Here is a 22,380-nt window from a genome sequence, read left to right on the forward strand (position 1 = left end):
GTAATAGTAACAGTGGCTTTATAGGTACGTATAATAATAACGATTAAAAGTAGAAGAAGGTAATTTATACAAGCCTAAAAAACTATATAAATTAGACCCTATATTTTGAATTCGTTATGGATTTGGACACGCAAATAAGTTCGATTCTCCATCTTAAATTGTAACTTTTCTTGAGTATCCAGTCCCTCTCTTATGAGGGTTGCCAGATTTTTGACGATAAATGGAATATCATCTTGATCATAATCAAGAGACAAAAGCCTCTCTTTAAACGTAAGAGAGACTGCACCCATAGCAAAACTTATTTGTGGAACAAGTCTTAATATAAAATGTCTTGCCTTAGTCAAATAGTCATCCGATTTTCCCGGAATCAGGTTATTAATTGTTAAATAACTTTCACCCTCAACAAAGGCAGTCAAAATTGGTTCAATAGATAATATTCTTTCTGCAATCTCGCTTAATTCAAATTTTGTCACCTGAAATCCTAGAACTCGCGCGAGTTGGGCCCTTGCAGCCAAACTAGGAAACATTTCAGCAACTCGGGTTTCGCTTTCTCTTAACCAAGTCAAAAACCAATATATCCATTTACGCAAAGAAAATCCTAACAGTTCCCTCAATTCGGATTCTTCAAGACTATTGCCTAATTCCTCTATAATTTTAGGATCAAAACCTGTTTTCAGGCTTACAATCTCAACCCATTCATCATAAAGCAGATCCAACGCAAGACTCTCTCTTCTTTTAATTAAATTCTCAAATTGATCAAAAAAATTGGAATTCCCTGTCTGCTCAGCCTTATACCAGGCAAAAGACTTACTAAAAATATTTTTAGTTGAAGTTCTTGCATTCTCTTCGGTATGTAATCTAAATAGCAAGCTTTTAGCGTTCTGCGACAAAGACCTATTTTCATTAACACTAGAAACTTCATCCAAAAATCTTGTAAGTGGATCATTTATCGTTAAACATTGATCACTTTTTGAAAAAATTTGCTTTTGCAAATTTACCCATGCATCTGGAGCTTCGGATTTATTTTCAAAAGCTATGACATTGCCGGGAACAATAAGTACAACGCCTTGGGCTGCGGTACCAGCTCGTCCAGCTCGTCCAGCTACGTTTAAAATTTCATGTGCCAAAAGTTTTTCGGTTAAGGCGGTATCTTCATCGAATCGGTCGTCACCTGCGATTATGACAACCTCTACAGGTAAATTGATTCCTTGTGCTAAGGTCGCTGTTGCAACAATTGCATTTATGCCACTTTTGGATTTGAAGAGCAACTCATTCAATTGCCTTTCTACAGGAAGCAATAAACCGTGATGGGTTGCAACTTGTTTGTCCAAACTAAAAAAAGAATGTTTGAGATCCCCAAGTTCAATGTTCAGACTTTCCATTCGCTTTGAGTGTAGATTGCTAAAAGTCCTAAAACTCAAATCTCTTTGATCTAAAAGTTCATTTAAATACTTTGAGGTACTTTTTGCTACAATCGGATTATTTACAAAAACTAAGGTTTTGATTCCTGAATTAACAAAAAATGAAGCCAATTCTGCGGCAACCTGGTTCCTGTTACTACTGATGGACCAAAAATTGTTCATTCCAAGATTAACTTTTTTACCCGATAATTTCCCAATAAAAAAATCATTACCTCTGCTTGCGTCCCAGATATTACGCAGACTGAAAATCTGATGGGGTGTTGCTAATATTTTCTTTTTCAATGTGCTAGGCGGACCACTCTTGGGTTTCTTTCTAGGAGTAGACTTAATTAATGTTTTCAATTCTTCCAACTCGTGATTGGGATATACGATACAACCTTGAAGCTGCCTAGTGGGCTTCCAGTTTGAAGTAAAAGCAACACATTTCCTGTCAGTAATTTTACTTACCCAATCAGCTATTTCCGATCCATTCTCAACCATTGCTGACATTAACAAGAAATCAGAATTGGGAACTTCTGTGAACAATCGTAGTAAGCAATACATAGCATCGAGGCTTCTCTTGTCAAGTCTATCTTCTCTACCATTTACTAGGTGAAATTCATCGAAAACCACCAGACCAATCTCCGTGAAACTTTCCGAACTCATATCTAGAACTGTCAGGCAACGCTCTGGTGTCATTACGTTTATCGTTGATAACACCTCATTATTCAAATCCGTAAATTCCCCACCAATCTCCAGCAAATCGGTGTCGATGTTATTAAAGAGGATTTTTAAATCTCGATTGATTTGATCCTCTAGTGCATGCGTCGGAACTAAATACAAAACCGAACGTCCAGCCATCATTGTGGAGGCTATCTTTAATTCCGCGACAGTTGTCTTTCCAGCGCCGGTTGGAAAAGTCAATACAGCGGAATTTCCGTGGTTTAAAAAGCCGGTTTTAATTGCATCAAAATGATTCTCCCATAAATATGGTCTTGTAATAGCCATCCTCTGCAAAAACATAAACCAATCACTGCGATCTATATCAATTGGTGGTTCAACGTTAATAATACCCCTACTGATTAATTTTGGCTCTAACGTTTTTAGTAGTATTGCCAAATGGTACTGGCCAGCATAACCGCTTTTAAATATTCCATCACCATATGAGACTTCCTGGACAGATAAATTAATAACTTCTTGAAAATATCCGTATTTTAAAGAAGTTATACCCAGAAAAACCCCAGCCATTTGCTGAAGCCCCAATAGCAATTGATGCCATAAAAAATCCTCCGCTTCAATATTATTTTCAGTAGCAGTATAATTCTTAAAAATTGGTTGAATTGACCTTAAAGCCTCCAACTGACCACTTGCCAATAAAAGTATTGAATTAGAGAACTGATCTTTAACTGTATCTCCTTTAGTAGCAGATATTTTACCTGCAATCTCTGCCGCATCAGCAGGACTCTCTCCAATTAAAAACAACAAAATTGATGACATCCAGGCCGGAACTAATTGATAATCTAAATTTTGACCAACATAGGCCTGGTCCCTAATTAATTGGAGCAAGTGATGCGCTGTTCCCGCTACGAATGCAGCAGATACATGGTTAACATTATTAACATTTAGTACTGTAAGTGATTCCAAATTATTTGCAAGCTTTCTCAATTCAGCAATATCAAGTCTTAGCCTTTTATCTATTTTCTTTGATCCGTCGAATCTGTGCCTAATTGAAACTATACGTGCATATATTCTGGTAAGATATTGGGGAAGGCCATCTGTTTCAGACCCATCAATTTGAGGGGCATTGCGGATGACCTGCTCTGTTTTCGAATTGTACATTTTAAGGTCTTTGGGTTTCTAAAAAGTCATAAATTTCAAACGCAAAATCATCCATCCATTTTCTTATATCAGGTTGACTAAATGTTAAAGCCTGACGTCGTAAATGGTCGGACCCTGAAATGCATCGGTCGTAGCCTTTAAAAAGCTTTTTTCGATGAGTCGGCGTGACACTATTTGGTAATGGAGTAATTCCTGCCCGGTAAATCCTTTTTGAGGTTTTATAAATATCATTTTCAACCATCTCGTCTATCTCATCTTCACTAAGATGTGACAATAGCATTGTAGTCCTAGAGACCAATTGGCTATCAAATTCTCCCTTTTCGAATAATTTGAATTCTGGCCAAACTAATTTTTTTAAAGTAGGCCGGGGATTCTCAGTATATTTGTCCTCGGCGATTATCAATGCCTCCATTTTGTTGTCGGCAGTAAGAATTATGGCAAGTCCATCAATACCATGCTGTGCAGGATTGTCATGTGGAGGATAAGATATAATCTGGATTCCGGGTTGTTCCAATCGAATTGAAATCCAAGTCATCATTTGGAAAAGCCATCCATCGCGCTTCCACCTTTCTTCATCAGAATTTACCGTCATTTGCCTTTGAGCTCTATCTATCATAACATCCGTAGAAGCAGAAACTCCTTTATGTTTTGCGGAAAGAATTGATGCCACATGCCTGTGCTTCCCCAATAATAACAGCCCCACCTGTCCTGCGAGCTTTTTAAAATCATTGACAACCATCTCCCTTTCGTAAAACAATGGTGCATGGTCAGTTAGCTTAAATATTAATGGCATTGATATTTACAATATTTTCAGATTAAGAAATAAATATCTCATAATTCCAGAAAACTCGGAAGAATAAGAGTTTATATCAACCATTTCCAAAAATTAAAAAACAATTGATTACAATAGTTCTAGAGGTGGAATGGAGGAATTAGATAACGTCAGTTTATTAAATCACCTTACGTTTTGCTTATATACCTTTCATTATTTCATGTATACCCAAAAATATATTTCCTGTCTGAGCCGCGTATCTTCTTTTTCTAGCAAGCAATTGAATCAAGTCAATTCTCCCTTCTAACACTGCCATTAAATCGCTTCCATCCATCAATATCATTAATTTTCTCCCCGCTGAATGCGCTTGAATTGCGTCAGGAGAAAAACCATTAATAGAAATAAATAACCCCAAAGTGTTTTCGAGTCGCCTGCCTAATTTACCACTGAATGAATCTAAGGAACTTATGTCAATGGGGTCTTTGTGCCATTTTGCTTCAAGAAGAAAATCATTATTTTCAAACGTGAACATTCCATCTATCTGTTCACCAACTATCTTGAACGATGCTTTTGAATCTAAATCAAAGAGATTGAATAGATCTTTTAATAATTTCTCAAGCTGATAGCCTCGCTTTTGGGGGTCACTTGAACTCAACAGTGCGTAAAAGTCAATTTTTGTTTCTTCAAGCTTTTCCCTTACTGCTGTTTTTTTCAATTGCTCATGAAAAACTTTCTTTCTTCTGTTTTCAATTTCTTCTTGTTCTTTGATTTGGACTAAATGGCCTTGAGAAACCTTTCTTAGCGCATTGACGGCTTCCTTAGCATTTTTTTCTTTCTCTTCCCCATCATCAAGTTGTCTAAGATGAGTGAAGTCATTCATGTTGCATATTTCATAGACAAGTTTAAGCAAATCATTCTGTGTTTTTTCCTCGTTTTTAACAAGTAAGTCAACCAGGCGTGAACAGATATTTCTTTTGTAGTCATTCCAATCCAAATATGAGAGTATCAGCTTATTCGAAATCGTATGGTCAAAAAAACTTCTAAGGTCCGATTTATACCAATAGATTGTTGTTAAAGCTATTTTAAGCGCATTTACTGCTGTAGCTGAAATTTTCTTCATTACACTTTTTTTCAAATTGGTTTTAAGAATGATTTATTCTTTTAAATTTTAATCCAATTACTAATTATATGGAAGAATTCTTCCACCGCTCTATGAGTATTCAAATATTCTATAAGATTGGGTGGGATTTGCAATCTCGCACTTCTATCCTTAGCATTTTTTTGGCTTTTTAATTTCACCACTCATGCATATCTCCCCTTCCTTTCCCGAAATGCTTCGGGACGGGCGTCCTCTAGGAGAAGGCGATCAAGTGGTGGTGGATAAAATATCCGCGTACATTCCGGATTGCCCTAGTCAGTGGCCTGAGCATTTGGGAGAAACGGAAGATCAAGAAATCCCCGAAATGCTGGAATAATTCGATTAATTAGAGGTTGGCAATTGGGTGGTAGTGAGTTGGGTGGTAGTGAGTTGGTTTCTCAAGAAAAGAAAAAACTAAGGGACAAAAAATACCCAGTACAGGGTATTTTTAGGGTAAAAGAGAAAAAATGAGGGGGAAAGGAGGTTTTTTGGGTGGGAATATGAAGTTTTTGAACAGATAAAAGGATGGCGCTCTACTTCCCTCGTATATCCATTAAACCTATCGGCTCATACAAATTACAGTAAACCTCAATCCCAAACTTGATAACAAGAGCAATAATCGAAGCAGCTAGAAAAGTAGCCCCAATGCCAATGTCTGCCAAGCATGTCAAGATTGACGTCCGGATGTATCCCTTATTGAGTACCATTCTGGCACCACCATTATACCATACCTTGTAAATTTCACTCTCTGGATTACATAAGGAATTGTGGATTACTCTTTTTATGGAATGAAAAATCGTCTTACCCATCTCTTCATTTTCAATTTTCTGATCAGGGCTCGGCAGTGCTTTCCGCTCCGTATAGGGCAGCTGTTTTAAAGAAAAATCATGAACCAAGTAGATAAGCTCTTTAGTTGAATTCGGAGTAGAATTGCCCAATTCTGCAAAAATTTCACTCTCATTTAAGTTTTGAATTATCTTAATTACCTCTTTTTCAATTTCAACTTCGTCAAACTGTGCCTTATTAGGACTCTTCAACGAACAAAGAGCTACCTCTTCATTAAACCTATTTATTATCTCAGAATGAAAAGCTTCTCTTTTTCTCTGAGACTTTATCACTTTCTCATTTAATAAAACTTCCTTAATAAAAGGCTTTGCATTTTCGATGTCCTGCTTCCGTATGTAACAAATAGCAAGTAGAGATATCGATTCTAGGTAAATCCTCGTATTATCGTTAAGTACTATCTTATTTGATTTGAGGCCAGATAATGCCAAATCATACTCTCCTAAATTAATTGCTAATTCATATAGTTTATTCTTCGACTGACACAGCCGAACAAGATGACCAGTCGGCCTGAGTAGTTGCTGCAATTCTAAAACTATTTCTTTTGCTCTGATAATATCCAATTTATTTATTGCATCATCAAGCCTAGGCTCCAATTCTCTTAGTCTTACCTTTTGCTTGGCTGTAAGTTTATTTACCATTTTCAACGTATTTATAAAATAAAAACTTAGAAATTCTCCGCCAACTTCAACATTGCCTTAGCCACTGCCCTTCCAGATTCATCGTATTCTTCATGGGGATAGCTATGCCGTTCGTTGAGCAGGTAAAGTTCCTTGTAAAGCTGAAAAGGGTTTTGGGATCCGCCCACCCAAGCGATCACGATATCAAGCATTTCATTCATCACCGGCTGGTAGGTCATGCGCCCATCTGAGCCCCGTACTCCCTTATTGTCACTTTTGCGCTTGCCCAGATTGAGGAAGATGTTCTTTTCATCATAGATGATCTCCCGCATCTGCTTGGAGTTCTCACCTTTTGGTAAATGATCGATCAACAGCTTTCGAATTCCTTTGTAGTAGATGTTATACTTCTCTTCGGGGCTGTCCAGTTGCTTTCCGACCAACTGCTTCAATTCGTCGATCTCTTCCAGTGCTCCGGTGTCTCCGGAAATGGTCAACTGCTTGCCTTTCTTTTCGTGAGCGCGCTGAAGTAGTTCAAGCCGCTCCAAATCCGCTTGACTCAGCTCCTGTTCTTTTTTGCTTTTTTTATTTTCCTCTGCCATTATGGAGATTATTTGAGTTCAAAGACTGCTTTAATTTTCTCACTGGCGACTTTAATTGATTCTTCGTTCCAGGAGATGGGATTTAATCTGCTTACCGCACTCTTACAGGTGGGATAGGATTCCTTAAAGGCTCCGAAGAAGTTCTTACCGTAGAGCTCCTTCTGATACCAGGAATAAAATGAATAGACCAAGGAGGGGTGAATCTCATTGTCCTTGGCAAATCGCTCCACCATGTAGGGATTGTTGATGTAATTCTTGATGTAGTGAAATCCATCAACAGGCAGAAAGTAGTCCCTGGCAAAACTGTTTGCCTTCTCCTCGATCAAAAACAAATCCTGGTGATCAGAAAGATGGAAGTTGTTGGAAACCACTGTCTCATAATCAAAAAGCACATGGTGCAGCTCATGCAATAAGGTAAACCAAAGAGTAGGATACCGCTTCAAGTAATCGGTGATGACGATGCAGGGCTTGTCCTTGATGTTAAATGTCGCTCCTCGGACATGCGTGGTGTCCAGATAGTCCTGAAAGATGACGGTCACTCCTGCATTATATAGCGCTCTGCTGACGATATAAAGCCCATTGTTCACGTCCTGAGAATAGGGCTTGATCTTCACAATGGTATCCTTCAGCCGGTTTCGGTCAAAAGGATTGGGGTTGTCGATCAGCCTGAAGGTCTGGTAGGCGGAGCGAACCCAAAAATCCTTCATCTTGTCGGAAAAGGGTCTTTTGGATCTGCTGTAGAGCGGTTCGACCAGTTGGGATTCATACTCAGCTATGGAATCATACCCAAAGTAGGCCAACACCTTCTCCACGAGTTCTTCGACCTCATCTCCCCCATCAAAGAATCCCCGTTTGGTCAGGGCTTTGACATCGAAGTTCTTCATCAGGAATTTAAGCTTCCTGGCTCGGTCAATAGAGGCGATGTTTTCGGGATTTTGGTTTCTGAGGACCATCCTGATAAACTCATGCACGTCGACATCCAAAAATTCAGCGACTTTCACGACATGGATCAGGTTGGGCTGCTTGGCGCTGCCATCGAGGATTTCCTCAAAGACGTCCTTGTCTACATTGAGCAGTTTCAGTGCTCTGGTTTTACTGATTCCGTACTCAGCGATCTTTTCCTCGAATCGTTCTTTTACGTCAAAAACCGAATCATCTTTGAAGATGTCCTGAAGGAGTCTTTCAACGTCTAGATTTTTCATAGGGGCGTAATTACCCTTTAAATTTAGACAATTTTTGAATAATAATAATATAATGAGGGTAATTACCCTTTATTTTTTACCGAATGTTCTTTTGCGGGGGATGTGTCAATGTAAAAGCCTGTCAGTTTGTGTCAACACTATTGTTGATCAGGCTGTCAATCTTCATCTTGCCTAAAATACCCGACTATGAGAGCAGACGAGATCAACTTAGAGCAATTCCACTCCTTCGAAGAATTTTATGAATTTATAGATGCCAATGCATTGAAGCTTGAAAAAAGAAGAGATCTGGCAAATATGTGGGTTAGGTATCGCGATGCTGCCAGGAATGAAGACGAAAAAGAAAAAGCTCAGTTTGAAATAGACTATCTGCTACATTATCTCCTTGATGGCAAATTATTCCCTCTAATCCATGGAAAAACGGGAAAAGCGGAGAAAACTTGCAGCTATCCGGATCTTTGTGAGGGAGGTAAAAAGGAGTTTGGTCATTTACTATTTAGAGCAGAAAACTCGAAAACCCCACTTCTTAAAGCAAAGTTCTACCACATTCTATGGCAATGCCCGTCAGGGTTGCGAAATAGACGTTTTGCGGAAGCAGCGGCAATACATTATGTTGAGTCCATCGAGCTGTTGTTAGATGAAATAACAGTAAGAGGAAATGAAACCCTACTAAGCTTAATGCAGCAAGATTTCGAAAATCTAGCGGCCATCTGCAAAGAAGCAAAACTTAATGATGTAGCGATCGACAAGATCTTAAAACAGATTTTAGAAGATCAGAAAAACATTCCTTTTTACGTAAAGGAACAATTAGCCACAGTAGTTTTAAAGTACCCGACTTTATTCAGTCAGGATAGCATAGTATTCTGCTACAACGCCTACGAAGACCATTTCTGGAAAGACGAAAGCAGGGCGGACCCATTTCTAATAATCCACCATTATGCTCCAAACGCGATCAAATTTGCCCGAAAACTGAAGAAAGACCAGAAGAGGTGGTTTCGCTTGATCGGGGAGTTACAGCTAGACCACGTTAAGAAAGAAAATCACAAAAACAGGGACTGGCTTAACTTAAGTGAATTGTTAGGCGCTCGAAATAATTTAAAAAAGGGCGGTGACCAGTCTCTGTTGAAGGAAGCCGAGGAACTATACGAAGAAATAAGGCCGACTGTAAAACTTGGATCAAGGCCACTTACCATTACCAGAGAACAACACCAAGAACTATTTCATTACAGGGATTCAAGAGAAGAACTGGCAAAGAAACTGGTTAAGGAGTCCAATTCTGATTCAATATATGGCAGATTAATTTTAGGAATCGACTTTCCTAAAGCATCAGCATTTAAAGAGGGGACGAAAGATCTTGTTCCTGACTTTTTCAAAGGAGTTCAAACTGTCTTTTTTGACATAAACGGAAACGCCATTACTGGAAGTGACGACTTGGATGGGAAGGTGATGCTAATGAATTTTTATCAAATGGAGTTAGATTTTCAGACAATCCCTTTTTTGTATGAGCTTTTCACTAAGGGGATTGAATCCGGAAAGTTGACGGCAAAAAATCTCATCGAACATCTGGCTACTAAAACATGGATAGGAAATCCGTACTTTATCCAGGATCAGCAAAACAGGGATCGCATTAAAAGTTGGATTTCCTTATTAGCTCCAGGAATCCATGAACTCTTTTCCCAAATTCGAGTCTCCCTGGCAAGCTCTACGTATCAACCCAGTTACGTTTTAGCTATTGACAGCCTCGTACTCAAGATCGAAGGGCTACTTCGTTTTTTCTTGTACCAATCAGGTCTAAAGACCACAGTCGCAAAAACCAAGAAAATCGAGGCGATGACCTTAAACCAGATTTTAGAATCAGAGGGTTTTAAGAAGTATTTCGATGAAGATGATCAGCTGTTCTTCGATTACTTATTCGGAGGCGAAGGCAGCTTGGATATTAGAAACAACGTAGCTCATTGTTTTTATGATGATGAGAATTATCATATAATGACAGGAATACTAATAATCTGTGCTTTACTCAGAATATCAAAGTATAATTTTAAGTGGGAGGGAAATGGAAATATCTCAAGATAATTCTTAAGTAGAAGAAGAAAATCCATTTGAGATTTATACCCCCTGATTGTTCGGTCATTTTTATCCCGTTTAGAAGGATCCACCATAATTTCCCCATCCCTAACTACCAAATCGTCTCCAATTATTACCCCTACATATTCAACTTCCAAACCCTGACAGGTATGGATACATCCTATTTCATTTACCGAAGTAGGCCGGATTACCCAGGCTGAACCATCTTCGGTCAGATTCCATTTCATTCTGAAATCAAATTCAGGAAATTCGATATCAAATTAATCAGAATCACCCCGATTGTTCCATGGCCAACCTCTCAGCCAAAATGATCCACAACAAACAGGCCCTTCAGAGACGCGAAAGATCCAAGCAGAAAAAAGCAAAACGAAGCAAAACTGACCAACCGAAAGCCCATTCTGGAAAGAAAGGGCTTTTTCATGTGCGCATCTTGGATCATCGAGAGTAAAAAACCAGCGCTAAGGAATAAGGCTACAATTAGCAAAGGCTCCAGCATTCTGTTTATAACGGTTTGGCATACTAACACCTTAAACTACGAAGATCCACAATAGGGTAAAAGAAAAGGGGTGATTTCTCACTTTCACTTAAAAATTGAAGAAATACGGACTTTTGTCTTAGTTTTAGCCAACGATAAACTCAAAAACTTTTAATATGAAGACAAAAAGCTGGCTTCTGCTTTTCTTTGCTATTGGTTTAGTGTCCTGGCTGTGTTACAGATTTTTCATAGTTGATTTTTTGTATCCCTATGACAAGAACTTCAAGGATTTCGTACTTACAAACACTAGGCCCATAGAGAATATTGATCCGAAGAGTTCAAACTATGAGGGATATGAAGAAATAGCTGCGGCCATAGGCGATTCCAAGGTGGTTTTCTTAGGTGAGCAAGACCATGGCGATGCCCCTACATTTTTGGCAAAAACGAAAATCATCAAATACCTGCATGAAAAAATGGGTTTCGATGTGCTTGTGTTTGAAAGCAATTTTCTGGGACTTAATCGGGCATTGGCAAATCACGACGACTTGAGTTTTTCCTCTGATCCGGAATACAAGAAATTCATTTCCCCTATTTGGACGAATTGCACGGAATGTAGCGAGCTATTCAGCTATGTAGATTCAAGTCAGTTAACAGAACGTCCAATTTTCGTTTCTGGAATGGATTCGAGACTATTTTATTCGAATGAAGGGAAATTCCCTATTGCCCAACTGATTGAGATCCTGGACAGCGCAACTATATTTGATGATTCCTCGGAGAAAGAAAATATCACCAAATCTCTCGAAGTATTGATCAGGGACGAATACGAGGCTAGTCTTTCTACCGCCAAGATCGATTCTCTGTACAATTTTTTCGATAAGGCAGAAAAGAGATTGAAACCGAAGTCATTTTTAGCCCAATCACTTCGAAGTTTGAGGGGATTTACACTTAATGCATTGGACACAGCGGAAAGCAACAATGCAAGGGATATCCAGATGAGTGACAACTTCTTATGGCTAAAGAATGAAGTATTTTCAGATAAAAAAATAATTGTTTGGGCAAGTAGTTCACACCTGTTCAAGGGTTACAGGGATTTGCCCTACCATATAGGAAGAGACAATGACTCCATCAATACAGGAACATTGATAGCGGACCGTATTTCGGATGAACTTTATGTTCTAGGATTTACATCCAATAGAGGAAAAGCGGGAAGGCTTTATAATCCAAAATATGAACTTGTTAAGCCGGTTAAGAACAGTTTTGAGGCTTTTGTTGAGGAAACCGGAGCTGAATATGCCTTTACCAATTTTAAGGATTACGAGTTACAATCAAGCAAAAAATCCACATTTTGGATGAATGGTATAGCTCATTCTCCAAATAAATTTGACTGGACAGAAATGTTTGATGGAATATTTTACATTGAGGAAATGTACCCTTGTTCAGATGTGCTGAACATTGACAAATTTGCTCTTGATTGATCTTGGAAGGTCGATCATTCATGAATAACCTAAAAATGAATCTATTGGCAGACAAAGTCGATTCCGAAATTGAGCAAATCCATAGGGACATAGGGATGAAATCCATCTATTTCACCGAAGAGCTTATTAACGAAATTACAGACTATTTGTCGGGTCTCTAGGGACAACTTGAAACAAAAGACTCCAATAATCCAATTCCTGAACTGAATGAGTACATCCTCCTTCAATCTAAGAATTGGGTCTTTTGATCGACAAAATGAGAAAGGAGATTGGATTGGAGGAGATGAACAAGAAGCTCTTAGAAAGAATGGAAAAAGGGAAATTCCGATACATCCGCTGAGTCTTCTTTCTGGCCTGGCTCCGTCTCCCCCCCCTCTTCGTCTCAAGCGAATAACCGATAGAGGCTCCCCCGCCTTTGATCTCAAGCTCCTTAAGAATATTTTAATTGTGAACACAGCGTGTGCACAATCTCTGGCCCTTTTGGAGATTTTGAAAAGGAGTACTCAGATACGCTTGAGTATTCAAACTCACATGATCCACTCACAGCCATAATCTTTCTTCTGAAGCTGTTTATTGACTTTATTCAAGTCAAACTTCTCGGGATGATAGCTGCGGCCAAGCCAAACCTTAAATTCCCTATATTCCTCATGACCAGGATCTTTGAGTATTTCAAGCATTCGATGAAATCCAAATACCCCACCACAGTCTTCCGGAGGACTGCTACGCTCCCCTTCGATGCATTGGGTTATGAAGGCATCGCTATCTAACTGGATTATTTTTTCCAATGTTAGGGTGCGAACCCAGCCGTCACCCAAATCATATTCATACCGAATAGCTGATCCCACCTGATTCAAGATATCTTCAAGTTTCACTTTCCGTGAATCCTGAGCCTCTTCAACTTCAAATTCAAGGGGTGCATAGGTGGCCCGGCCAACCTCAAAAAGGTGAAGGTGGGAATTAGTCCATCCCATGATGGTCTGAAGGATGCGATGAAAGTCATCCAGTCTGACATTGGAAGTGGTCAATATCCTTCTCCAAATGATCGGTTCTGTTTCATCCAATTGAACATGTAACTGATATACATTCATGAGGTTAGGGTTTGTTTTCAGGGGTTGGACTTGATCATTTTCAGCTACTGTTATAGCCTATAAAATCATCAATCGTCTAATAACCATTCGGGAAAGGCATCCCAAAATAAGGTCAATCTGTGTTACAAACCACTTACTATAGGAATTTGAGATTCTTAGATCCCATCTGGGAGTAGTCAAATTATCGTTTCGACTGGGTGGGATTTGTCAACCCTGCAAGCTGGCCCAAGGCTAAAATCTTTTTCAAAAAGATTTCTCAACGCCATGTCCTACCCTGATATCAAAACCTTTTTGCAATTGGCTTTCCTACCTCACCCCTCTCCCGATACGCTTCGCTCATCGGGACAGGCTCTCGAGGATAAGGAGCTTGAGTAGTGATAGACTCAGAGTTACCGATACCCCTGTCTGGGTGTAGTCAAATTATAATTGGAACTGGGTGGAATTTGCAATTCCACCCTTATATCCATACCAATTTGCAATTGGCCTCTTATCCTATCCCGCATGCTGCCAGCAATAACTACTTCCTGCCGATGCTTTTCGGGACCGGGGAACGCTCCTTTCTCTACCTCACCTCTCTTATAAGAGAGGACGACCGAGCAGTACAAAAACGTAAGGCTAGTAATCCAAAGGGGCTTTTCCCACAATCGATTTAGCTGATTATCAAAATCTTCGTTTTGCTAAGAAAGGGAATTTTGGTAAAGAAAAAATACCGGGTAGTGGGTATTTTTAGGGTGAAAGAGTTAATATCTAGTGAAAATTAAAGAGTTTGAATACTTTCTGCCGATTATTTCTTCTTCTTTTTATCAGGAGTCTGAGCTAAAGCCGACCCAGCGGCTGTTTTAGCGTCCTTGGTGGATTTTGTATCCTTTAAAACTTTCGACGCCGCAGTAGCAGCCTTTTTGGATGTTTGTTCATTTTTCTTTGCCATGACCTATGGAATAATTGGATATTCTAAAGAAAAACAAAAACTAAGACATAAAAAATACCATGTACAGGGTATTTTTCGATTTGAAATGGAGAAAAGTGAAAGAGAAAGTTTTTTTTTGGGGGGTTGGTGGAAATTTGGTCTGGCATGGAATCTCGGGAATCGGCCATTCTCAGGTTCCTTATTGATCATGATGCGCGATTGAGAAATTGAACCGGATGATTGGATTCTTGAACCTGGATATTCCTTTTGACATTTCTCTAGTTGAATCTCCCGTTACCTTTTATTAACTTAATACATCATTTCTAAACGACAGGATTAGATTTTTGGAAACCAGAAAGGTATCGGCATGATTTGGTTTGATGGTTTATTTGACAGAGAAAAGGCACCTACTTTTTCGCCTTTGGGAACATCCCCAGGCATGGAAAATGAGTATTGGTTTTTCAAAACTATTGAGGGCGCCCGGCCTGCGTACCTCAAATCATATTTATCCTATTACAGGGAAAAGGGTATCACGTTTAAACCTCAGTATTTGAAGGCTATCGAGCGCCAAATAAGAAAGGGGGATTTTGAAAACCCCCACAAATTTCCGGATTACTTTGACGGGGAGTTTGATTTCATCAGTATGGCTTTTCAATTTGTCAATTCACCCCCGGAAATCGTCTGCAATGTGGGATTGGCTTTTGTGAAAAATGGAGAGCTCGTCCATTGGACTAACTACTACATTCTTCCCCCCGATGAGGAAGATGCGTTGCTTTTGCCAAAAGGCCGTGAGGTGAGACCTCATGAAATAGTAACTGTTCAAAACTTTAGAAGACTTTGGGATTCTACGCTATCAGATATCTGCAATAACAATCTACTGGTAATCTATGATTCGGTAGTAGAACTGGGTATTCTTAAGACCTTATTTCTAAATTACGGGATAGAAAGTTTCAGCATTTGGTATACTGATGTCCTAGGCCTGCTTGAATTATCCGGGAATTATGAAAAATATGCTCAGTTAGGCCGGGAATGCGGGTTTAAAGTGAATCTTGGAGACAACGTGTGTGAAGATGCGGTGACCTGTGCGAATGTTTTCCATGAGCTTTCCAAAGGATATCCAAACTATCGAAATCATGTCCGCCACTTGAATCCGGGTAATTATCAATAGGAATTCCATTCGATACTAATCCTGTCTGGAATAGCGATCGGGACATTTTTCACAGCGATTGGAAACGAGCTTACTCCTCTAGGCGTAGTATCTTCTCTTAACCTCAGAAGTTCCTCTTGAGGTTGGGTGAAGTTTGGCCACCCCGCGTCTTGGCCCAAGGCTAAAATCTTTTACAAAAAGATTTTTTGACGCCTTGTCCTACCCTAATATCAAAACCATCCCGTACAGTTGTCGGGATCAATTGGTGTGTAATGAATAACCTCCGCATCAAAACCGCTACCGGGATGCACATAATTACAGGGAGTTTGGGAGTGTGGTCTTTGCCAATCCTACCGGAATGTCCGTCGAGACGGCCACTGCCCTACTTCGGGGAAAGTTGAAAAGTCAGAAAGCTAAGTGAGAAAGCTGAAAGGTTGGGAAGCCTGGAAGTAGGAAGTTTGGAGGTGTAAAGTTTGCAGTGGCAGTAGGCAGTTCGTAAAGTCTGAAAGCTTAAGCGGCTACATGTCCGGCCCTTTGATCCAGCCGTGGATCATGAGTGGCGTGAATTTGAGGAACTTAAGTTGACTGATGAAGCGGAAACCGCTGGACGGGAAATTGTGGAGTTTTTGGAAGGGGTGGTGAAGGGGTATGAGGTGAGAAATTGGAATTGGAATTGGTTTGCGAATTCAGTATTCAACGTTCCGGCTGGAAAAGTTTTGTTAATTTCATTTTTCTTGTTCTTTTTCTCCCGATACGCTGCGCTGCTCGGGACAGGCTCTCGCTAGATTAGCCCGCCGCGGCGGGTTAATCTTTAACGCTCGGTCCTCACCGCACGAGGCCGGACGCTGGCCCGCTGGCAAATCCTCCCACCGCGCCAGACACAACGGGACACTACCGATTCAGTGGTTTTACTTTTTGTTGAGGTTTTAGCTCTCAGATGCGTTATGAAGTGGGTGGTTTGTGAAACCTGAGGCAGCTCAAATGGACATGGGTAGTCAACTGTAAAGGCTTCTTTGCTAAATCCGTCCGCGTCCCTTGGCAAGAGCTTAATTTTGTTTGTTTATAAATAAGTCGAACGGAATATTTTGTCACTAGTTGGTGCATTCGACTCCGTTAGATGGCTTACACCAGCCTGTCCACCGAGCCAAGCTGTAAGCTCTCCTTCAGACCAGCGCGACCCTAAACGAATTCGCAGAAATAGTTCTCGACGCTTCGTACCCTTTTCCCAAAGAAGAGTGAGCTCCTAGGTGGTATCAAATTGGAAAATGATATTACCCGCCTCAACGAATTCTTCTCTTCGAATCCTCACTCCTCTTCTCTCCTCTTAGGCATTTTTGCTCTCCCAAATCCCAAGGTGCCCCGAAGACCACTGAAGGTCGCCTTCCACCAAGCACTGAACACAAACTTCCGCTTGTCCCGCTCCAGATAGATCCTCCGCTTGGCGAGCTTCGAAGAGAGCCCACGGGGGTTCGAATTTTTTGCGAACAGATTGGCTCCGAAGGTGTAGATCTTCAGCTTGCCCAGTCCCCGCTCCAGTGTCAGTGAGTCCAAAAACTGGATTTTCAGGTCTGTGTAGCCAAATTCCATCTCTCCCCTCGCCTCGTCATCATCCAGCGTAAATTGCCAGCTGCCGTCTGTGACGGTGCCGTCCAGGGCTTTCACAAAAAGGGTCTTGGACAGAAAGTCATTGGCTTCCGCAAAGGCGAAATCGTTCATCCTCACGTGCACGTCCATAGGATAGTTCGGCTTGAAATACATCAAAGCCTCTAGGTTTACCCGAGAAGTATCCATGATATAGGCCTCCACCCCCAGCCTCAGCTGGTCTAGGGGATATTCGCCGCCCGGTCTTCTTAAATAGAAAGGTGCCATATCCAGATCCAGTCGATTGAAGGAGATCATTCCCGGCATCACGCCTTTCGGCGCAAACTCAAAATAGCGCACCCTTCCATTTCTAACCCTCAAAGTCACCAAGTCGGCATCTATACCCGCATTTTCCATCAAAGCCTGCGGCATGGGCTTTTGGGCGGTGGAGTCGAGGGGACGCCGTTTGTCCCTGAAAAGATCCACTTGGGGTTCCTCCACCACTAGCTCGGTGGCCTTGATCCGCTTGCCTTCCAGATAGCTCTCCAGATCGATATCCGTCAAGCGAACCGACCCTACCCTGGCGGTGACCGCATCCGCCTGAAAGGGCAATTTCCTCAACAGGGCATAGTTGCCATCGACGGGACGGTAATAGATGTCCTCCAATACCAGCTCCCCCTGTCTATAGTCCAGCTTGCCTACATCCACCTTGTAGAGGCTGTCCGCAGTGACGGTGGAGTAGTCTTTCAGGCCAAACTGGGTATTTTTCTCCGCCAAGGTCTTCAGATCGAGCGACTGATCTGCGTCCAAAAGGTTCAGATTGAGCGCTTTCGCATCGACGGATAGCCCTTGGAAATCAAGCCTCGGGATGGGCCCCTTGCCTTTTCTGTGGAGTACCATTTCCCCATTTTCCAACGCAAAGTCCCCGAGCAAAATCGTGTGGACCAGGGAAGCGGATGATTTGGTCTTGGGCTCCCGCTCCGGACGCTCGATGTCCGCTGTATCGAGGTAGAGATTGAGTTTTGGGTTTACCAGCCGCAACTCCCGCAAGTCGAAAATGCCAGTATCCTGGATCTCTGCCAGGCGATTGTTTTTCAGGATGACCTGGTCGATCTTCGCATCCAAAGTGGGTGAGCCCGACTTCCCAAATACATCCCTAGGACTGAGGTAAAAATCCGAAAACACGATTTCCTCCTTCAGCGTGCCGATCTCCACGGTAGAGAAACCAAGCGTATGGACACTGTCGGGCAGCGCAAACCTAAACTCCTTCAGGCTCAGGTTCACGTCATCGTAGAGGCTTCCCACGTCTTTGGTAGCAGTGATCGTCGAGTCCAGCCTAAACCCACGGATGAGCAGCCCAAAGTCCGTTTCGATGGAGTTGACGGAGGATTCGTCCAGCGTGTAGTTGATGGCCAGCCTCGAATTGCTCGTCTCGATCGTGTCTATCAGGATTTCCTCGACGGACCTTTTACCGATCCCGGCTCGTTTTCTGGCACCCCGAGCAAGGGGCTTGGTCTCTATCTTTTGGTCGATCCCGATTCTGATCTGTCCCTCGTCTATTTCTAGTTTGTTTAGGTCCAGCTTGTTTTCAAAAAGAAACTGCTCGATGTCCACCCCCCTGAAATTGACCTTGGGCAAGCTCAGTCCGAGCTGTATGCGACCCTTAAAATTAGAGGCAGGAGCCAAAACCAAATCCTTGACTTCCAGGGACTGGCGCAGGGAGTTGTACTGGAGTTTGTCGGTCGTGACCTCGTATTTGCCTCCGCTCAGGCTGAAGGAATAATTGTTGAATATCAGGTCGATCTCATCGGAAAACAGCGTTTTGTCGTTAGCCAGGGGGGTCTGCCGATCCAAGGAAAAGTTTTTCAGGCTGAGCGCCAGGCCGTCTTCCTCAAAACTGGATCTCTTCCCTTCCACGAAGCTCTGATAGCTGACCTGGGCCCGATCCATACTGACCGTGTCTATGGCTATGGTCTTGAAGTATCCCAGCAAAACGTCCCGCAGCTCGTCGTTTGATCCGGGAGACTCCCCGGCCAACTGCATTTTTTCTTTATGGGTCTCAATGGAAAAAACCGGGCTTGGCATCAAAATGCGATGCACCATGAGCTGCTCCTCATAAAATACACCCTTGATATCCACCCCTTCGGCACGAAACATCGGTACCGAAAACTCGACTACGGAAGTCTTGCCGTAGGCCTCCAGTGCCTCAGGGATCTGGGAGCGATTTTCGGGTTGTATGCTCAGGTTTTGCACCTCCAGCAATTGGTTTTTTGAATCTATCGTCAGTTGATCGGCCAGGATGATGTGCAGGTTGTCCTTCAGCTTCAGGCGATATTTGTCCAACTGCAGAAAAATCTCATCCAGCTGGAGCTGTTCTTGGACTTGCCGGGAGATGTTGGGCTGAAAAAGCAGGTTGTCTAGGCGCACGCTAAACTGTTCAAACCCTATATCGTTTCGTCTCACCCCTCCGGAACCCACAAATTGGATGGTGCCATCCTCAACTTCAAAAACTCCCACAGCCACCTCGCTCAAAAACCCACCTACGATTTCGCCTATCGGCACTTGGTTTTCCCCATCGGAAGCGGAGCGGGTCAGCTCGGTGTATTCCACTTTTGGCCGGAGCAGCTTGATCTGGTCGGCGCGGAGGATTCCGTCGTTGTACATCTGGCGGAGCCCCACTTCCTCAACGGAAAACTCGGCCAACTCAACCTGTAACAAATGCTCCGGATCTTCCGAAGCCAAGGCCTCGGGCCGAGGCTGTACGCTTAGGTTCTTTACGATGAGTTGGTCTTTGAAAGAGGACACGCTCACCTCTGCGCCCTGCACCAGGTGGATTTTGTCCCCGAGAAAGATCCTACTTCCCTTGATCTCCATCGACGCATCTTCCCCATAGAAAAACCTATCCTCTCTCTTCAAAGAATCCTCTCCTATGTAAAAGTCAACCATCTTGAAATCAAGCTCATCGAGCTCCACCCGGTTGCTCAGCGTGTCCTCCACCTCCGATCTCACAAACTTCCCCCTGTTGATGGACAGCTCCTTGATGGCCACCGACTTGAGGCTTCCCTTGATGAAATCATTGAGGTCACCGGAGGCGGCACTATCCGATTTCGCCTGGGGGTTGCTCAGCACATGGAGATCGGGATTTTGCAGGATCAACTCGTCAATCTCCACCACAGAGGTCATGAAAGCCTTGTTCAGATCCACATTCCCTACACGCAGCTCCCGCAGCCCGACCTGATAGTAGGCCCGGCTTTCCTTCGTTCGATCGGGGGTGAGGTTCACCATTTCGATGTCGATCACGTTGTCCAGCGAGGAGATGAAGACTCGATCCGCAGTGACCAGATGGACCCCATCGGCGAGAGGATAGGTGACTTTCTCCAGCTCAAACTCAAAGCCCTCCGCATTGAAAGGGGTCTTCCATTCCTCTTGGGTAAGAAAGTCGATGTTGCGGATCAAGAGCGAGGTATTGTCCGCCTTGAGGTCGGAGCGGCTTAGAAAGTTGGAAAAGAAAAGGTTGGCGTGGTCGATCTCGACCTCCTTGATCAAAAGCCCCGTCAGCTTTACCCGTGCTACCGTCTTCTTGATCTCCTCTTCCAGGGCTTTGATCGGTGAAGTTTTCCCAGCGCCTTCGTCATCGCCGCCTTTTTCGCCCTTGCCCAGCACGTCCATTCCCTCCGGCAGATCGAGCTTTACGGTCGGATTGTCGATGTAGATTTTCCCTATCGTCAATTCACGGTCGAAAAAATCAAACCACAGGCTCCGAAACGCGATCTGATCCAGGGTCACCTCAAACAGTGCCTGCCCAGCCCTCCGGTTTTCCGGATTGACGGGCTGCATCACGATCCCATCGAGGAAAAAACCCCTTCGGATCAGCGAAAAACTAAAGCGGTTGAAATCCACCAGATACACATCCTGCGTGGCTTCGTTGATCTTCCGCTGGGCGTATTTCTTCAGAAAAATATTGGAGCCGAAGTAGAGGACAAACTCCAGAAAAAGTAGGGAAAGGACGGCGATCATTGCGATCCTGAGAATTTTCCTTCGAGCGGGATGGGCAAAATGCTTTCTCCTTTTCCCAGATTCCATAAAAGTGAAATAAGAATTAAGTATTCAAAAGATAACACAAATATGGCCAAAAACAGAAAAAGCAACGCGAGGCGTTGCTTTCTGAAGCGCTGTAGGAGAAGGATTCGAACCTCCACGAGGCAGTTAGGCAATAGTCCGGTTTGAATTACGCTTTGTGCTGAGCTCCCCACCCCCGAGACAGGAGGGCTTGTCTGCCAGTTTCAACATCCTACAGTATGTCAAGCAATTAAATGGGAGGAAGGGCTCTTTCCGCCCTTTGACGGAAATCGTCCCGACCCCCTGATAGTCAAAAAGCTCTTACGAGCTTTTTGCAATAGTTTGAATAGGTTTGAGAACTTGATGACCCAAAATTAGAAATACCATTCGTTTATTAAAATTTCGTCAAGTTTTATTTTGTTTTTTTACATTATTGTTAATTTTTAACACAAAAAATACACTTATCAAAAATGAGAGGCTGAAAAAAGGCTGTTTCGTTGAGAATTTGATAATAGATTACCGTTTCAATATTTATCCAATATTAATTCCGCAGTCCTAGCCGAAGACAGAATCTTATTCTTTCTCGGAAAAATCAGACAATAAAAAAACCATGAAATAAAATTCCATGGTTTTAGTCAATTAACAATAAACCCAAAATAACCTGCTGTAGGAGAAGGATTCGAACCTCCACGGAGTAGTTAGGCAAATTTACGAGCTCGCTAAATGCTTTATCCTACCGATAGCTATCGGTACTCCACCCCCGAGACAGGAGGGCTTGTCTGCCAGTTTCAACATCCTACATTGTGTGTGAGGGATCGTTTATCCCTTATTGATATCTCAAAGTTAACAGACCGGGCTATTTGTTACAAATATTTCAAACATATTTTCAATTATTTACACAATATTCAAAATAAAAGCACTTCAGCTAAACAATCATCAATGCAATGGGTTGCGAAAAGTGGCTTTTTGGAAGATTTTCAATCGCCATTGAGCCTCGCACTGAAAAATTTGGGCAATAAAAAAACCATGAAATACAATTTCATGGTTTTAGTCAATTAACAATAAACCCAAAATAACCTGCTGTAGGAGAAGGATTCGAACCTCCACGGAGTAGTTAGGCAAATTTACGAGCTCGCTAAATGCTTTATCCTAC

Annotated in this window: 13 protein-coding genes; 3 read left to right on the top strand and 10 right to left on the bottom strand. The window is 42.2% G+C overall.

The window, feature by feature from the left end; all coding sequences use genetic code 11:
* Positions 1–98: 98 nt before the first annotated feature.
* The 6 genes from J0A68_RS01110 to J0A68_RS01135 form a co-directional block, all read right to left on the bottom strand.
* Entirely contained in the window at positions 99–3,239 is a 3,141-nt protein-coding gene (locus J0A68_RS01110; protein WP_206576336.1) for a DEAD/DEAH box helicase, read from the bottom strand.
* A 1-nt stretch (position 3,240) separates the two neighbouring features.
* The gene (locus J0A68_RS01115) at positions 3,241–4,032 is read right to left on the bottom strand and encodes a hypothetical protein (protein ID WP_206576337.1); all 792 of its coding nucleotides are present in this window, start codon (positions 4,030–4,032) and stop codon (positions 3,241–3,243) included.
* Between the two features lie 178 nt (positions 4,033–4,210).
* A complete protein-coding gene (locus J0A68_RS01120; RefSeq protein WP_206576338.1) occupies positions 4,211–5,131 on the bottom strand; it encodes a restriction endonuclease in 921 nt (306 codons plus the stop codon).
* A 551-nt stretch (positions 5,132–5,682) separates the two neighbouring features.
* Complete coding sequence (locus J0A68_RS01125; RefSeq protein ID WP_206576339.1) at positions 5,683–6,633, bottom strand: hypothetical protein; 951 nt, start codon at positions 6,631–6,633, stop codon at positions 5,683–5,685.
* A 26-nt stretch (positions 6,634–6,659) separates the two neighbouring features.
* On the bottom strand, positions 6,660–7,211 hold the full coding sequence (locus J0A68_RS01130) for a hypothetical protein (protein ID WP_206576340.1): 552 nt from the start codon (positions 7,209–7,211) through the stop codon (positions 6,660–6,662).
* An 8-nt stretch (positions 7,212–7,219) separates the two neighbouring features.
* Positions 7,220–8,413 (bottom strand): ImmA/IrrE family metallo-endopeptidase, encoded by a 1,194-nt coding sequence (locus J0A68_RS01135; RefSeq protein ID WP_206576341.1) that lies wholly within the window; start codon positions 8,411–8,413, stop codon positions 7,220–7,222.
* 186 nt (positions 8,414–8,599) lie between these two features.
* On the opposite strand from J0A68_RS01135, the gene J0A68_RS01140 reads away from it, so the two are divergent.
* Complete coding sequence (locus J0A68_RS01140; protein WP_206576342.1) at positions 8,600–10,483, top strand: DUF4209 domain-containing protein; 1,884 nt, start codon at positions 8,600–8,602, stop codon at positions 10,481–10,483.
* Here J0A68_RS01140 and J0A68_RS23080 read toward each other — a convergent pair.
* Positions 10,390–10,722, bottom strand: coding sequence for a DNA/RNA helicase domain-containing protein (locus J0A68_RS23080; RefSeq protein ID WP_206576343.1), 333 nt, complete (start codon positions 10,720–10,722; stop codon positions 10,390–10,392). The two genes, J0A68_RS01140 and J0A68_RS23080, sit on opposite strands and share 94 nt — an antisense overlap.
* A 424-nt stretch (positions 10,723–11,146) precedes the next feature.
* On the opposite strand from J0A68_RS23080, the gene J0A68_RS01150 reads away from it, so the two are divergent.
* Positions 11,147–12,445 (top strand): erythromycin esterase family protein, encoded by a 1,299-nt coding sequence (locus tag J0A68_RS01150; protein WP_206576344.1) that lies wholly within the window; start codon positions 11,147–11,149, stop codon positions 12,443–12,445.
* A gap of 527 nt (positions 12,446–12,972) precedes the next feature.
* Here J0A68_RS01150 and J0A68_RS01155 read toward each other — a convergent pair.
* Both J0A68_RS01155 and J0A68_RS01160 read right to left on the bottom strand, forming a co-directional pair.
* Positions 12,973–13,533, bottom strand: a complete 561-nt coding sequence (locus J0A68_RS01155) for a plasmid pRiA4b ORF-3 family protein (protein WP_206576345.1) — start codon at positions 13,531–13,533, stop codon at positions 12,973–12,975.
* A gap of 784 nt (positions 13,534–14,317) precedes the next feature.
* On the bottom strand, positions 14,318–14,461 hold the full coding sequence (locus tag J0A68_RS01160; RefSeq protein ID WP_206576346.1) for a hypothetical protein: 144 nt from the start codon (positions 14,459–14,461) through the stop codon (positions 14,318–14,320).
* A 346-nt stretch (positions 14,462–14,807) separates the two neighbouring features.
* Between J0A68_RS01160 and J0A68_RS01165 the strand changes: the two genes are divergently transcribed.
* Complete coding sequence (locus J0A68_RS01165; protein ID WP_206576347.1) at positions 14,808–15,608, top strand: 3'-5' exonuclease family protein; 801 nt, start codon at positions 14,808–14,810, stop codon at positions 15,606–15,608.
* A 1,284-nt stretch (positions 15,609–16,892) separates the two neighbouring features.
* Here the strand turns inward: J0A68_RS01165 and J0A68_RS01170 are convergent.
* Positions 16,893–21,185, bottom strand: coding sequence for an AsmA family protein (locus tag J0A68_RS01170; protein ID WP_206576348.1), 4,293 nt, complete (start codon positions 21,183–21,185; stop codon positions 16,893–16,895).
* Positions 21,186–22,380: the final 1,195 nt, after the last annotated feature.

It is taken from the genome of Algoriphagus oliviformis (genome assembly GCF_017254915.1).
Classification (GTDB): Bacteria; Bacteroidota; Bacteroidia; order Cytophagales; family Cyclobacteriaceae; genus Algoriphagus; species Algoriphagus oliviformis.

What these genes read in the sequence shown, in the direction of transcription:
- J0A68_RS01110 (WP_206576336.1), bottom strand. Translation starts at nt 3,239, where the DNA reads ATGTACAATTCGAAAACAGAGCAGGTCATCCGCAATGCCCCTCAAATT.
- J0A68_RS01115 (WP_206576337.1), bottom strand. Translation starts at nt 4,032, where the DNA reads ATGCCATTAATATTTAAGCTAACTGACCATGCACCATTGTTTTACGAA.
- J0A68_RS01120 (WP_206576338.1), bottom strand. Translation starts at nt 5,131, where the DNA reads ATGAAGAAAATTTCAGCTACAGCAGTAAATGCGCTTAAAATAGCTTTA.
- J0A68_RS01125 (WP_206576339.1), bottom strand. Translation starts at nt 6,633, where the DNA reads ATGGTAAATAAACTTACAGCCAAGCAAAAGGTAAGACTAAGAGAATTG.
- J0A68_RS01130 (WP_206576340.1), bottom strand. Translation starts at nt 7,211, where the DNA reads ATGGCAGAGGAAAATAAAAAAAGCAAAAAAGAACAGGAGCTGAGTCAA.
- J0A68_RS01135 (WP_206576341.1), bottom strand. Translation starts at nt 8,413, where the DNA reads ATGAAAAATCTAGACGTTGAAAGACTCCTTCAGGACATCTTCAAAGAT.
- J0A68_RS01140 (WP_206576342.1), top strand. Translation starts at nt 8,600, where the DNA reads ATGAGAGCAGACGAGATCAACTTAGAGCAATTCCACTCCTTCGAAGAA.
- J0A68_RS23080 (WP_206576343.1), bottom strand. Translation starts at nt 10,722, where the DNA reads ATGAAATGGAATCTGACCGAAGATGGTTCAGCCTGGGTAATCCGGCCT.
- J0A68_RS01150 (WP_206576344.1), top strand. Translation starts at nt 11,147, where the DNA reads ATGAAGACAAAAAGCTGGCTTCTGCTTTTCTTTGCTATTGGTTTAGTG.
- J0A68_RS01155 (WP_206576345.1), bottom strand. Translation starts at nt 13,533, where the DNA reads ATGAATGTATATCAGTTACATGTTCAATTGGATGAAACAGAACCGATC.
- J0A68_RS01160 (WP_206576346.1), bottom strand. Translation starts at nt 14,461, where the DNA reads ATGGCAAAGAAAAATGAACAAACATCCAAAAAGGCTGCTACTGCGGCG.
- J0A68_RS01165 (WP_206576347.1), top strand. Translation starts at nt 14,808, where the DNA reads ATGATTTGGTTTGATGGTTTATTTGACAGAGAAAAGGCACCTACTTTT.
- J0A68_RS01170 (WP_206576348.1), bottom strand. Translation starts at nt 21,185, where the DNA reads ATGATCGCCGTCCTTTCCCTACTTTTTCTGGAGTTTGTCCTCTACTTC.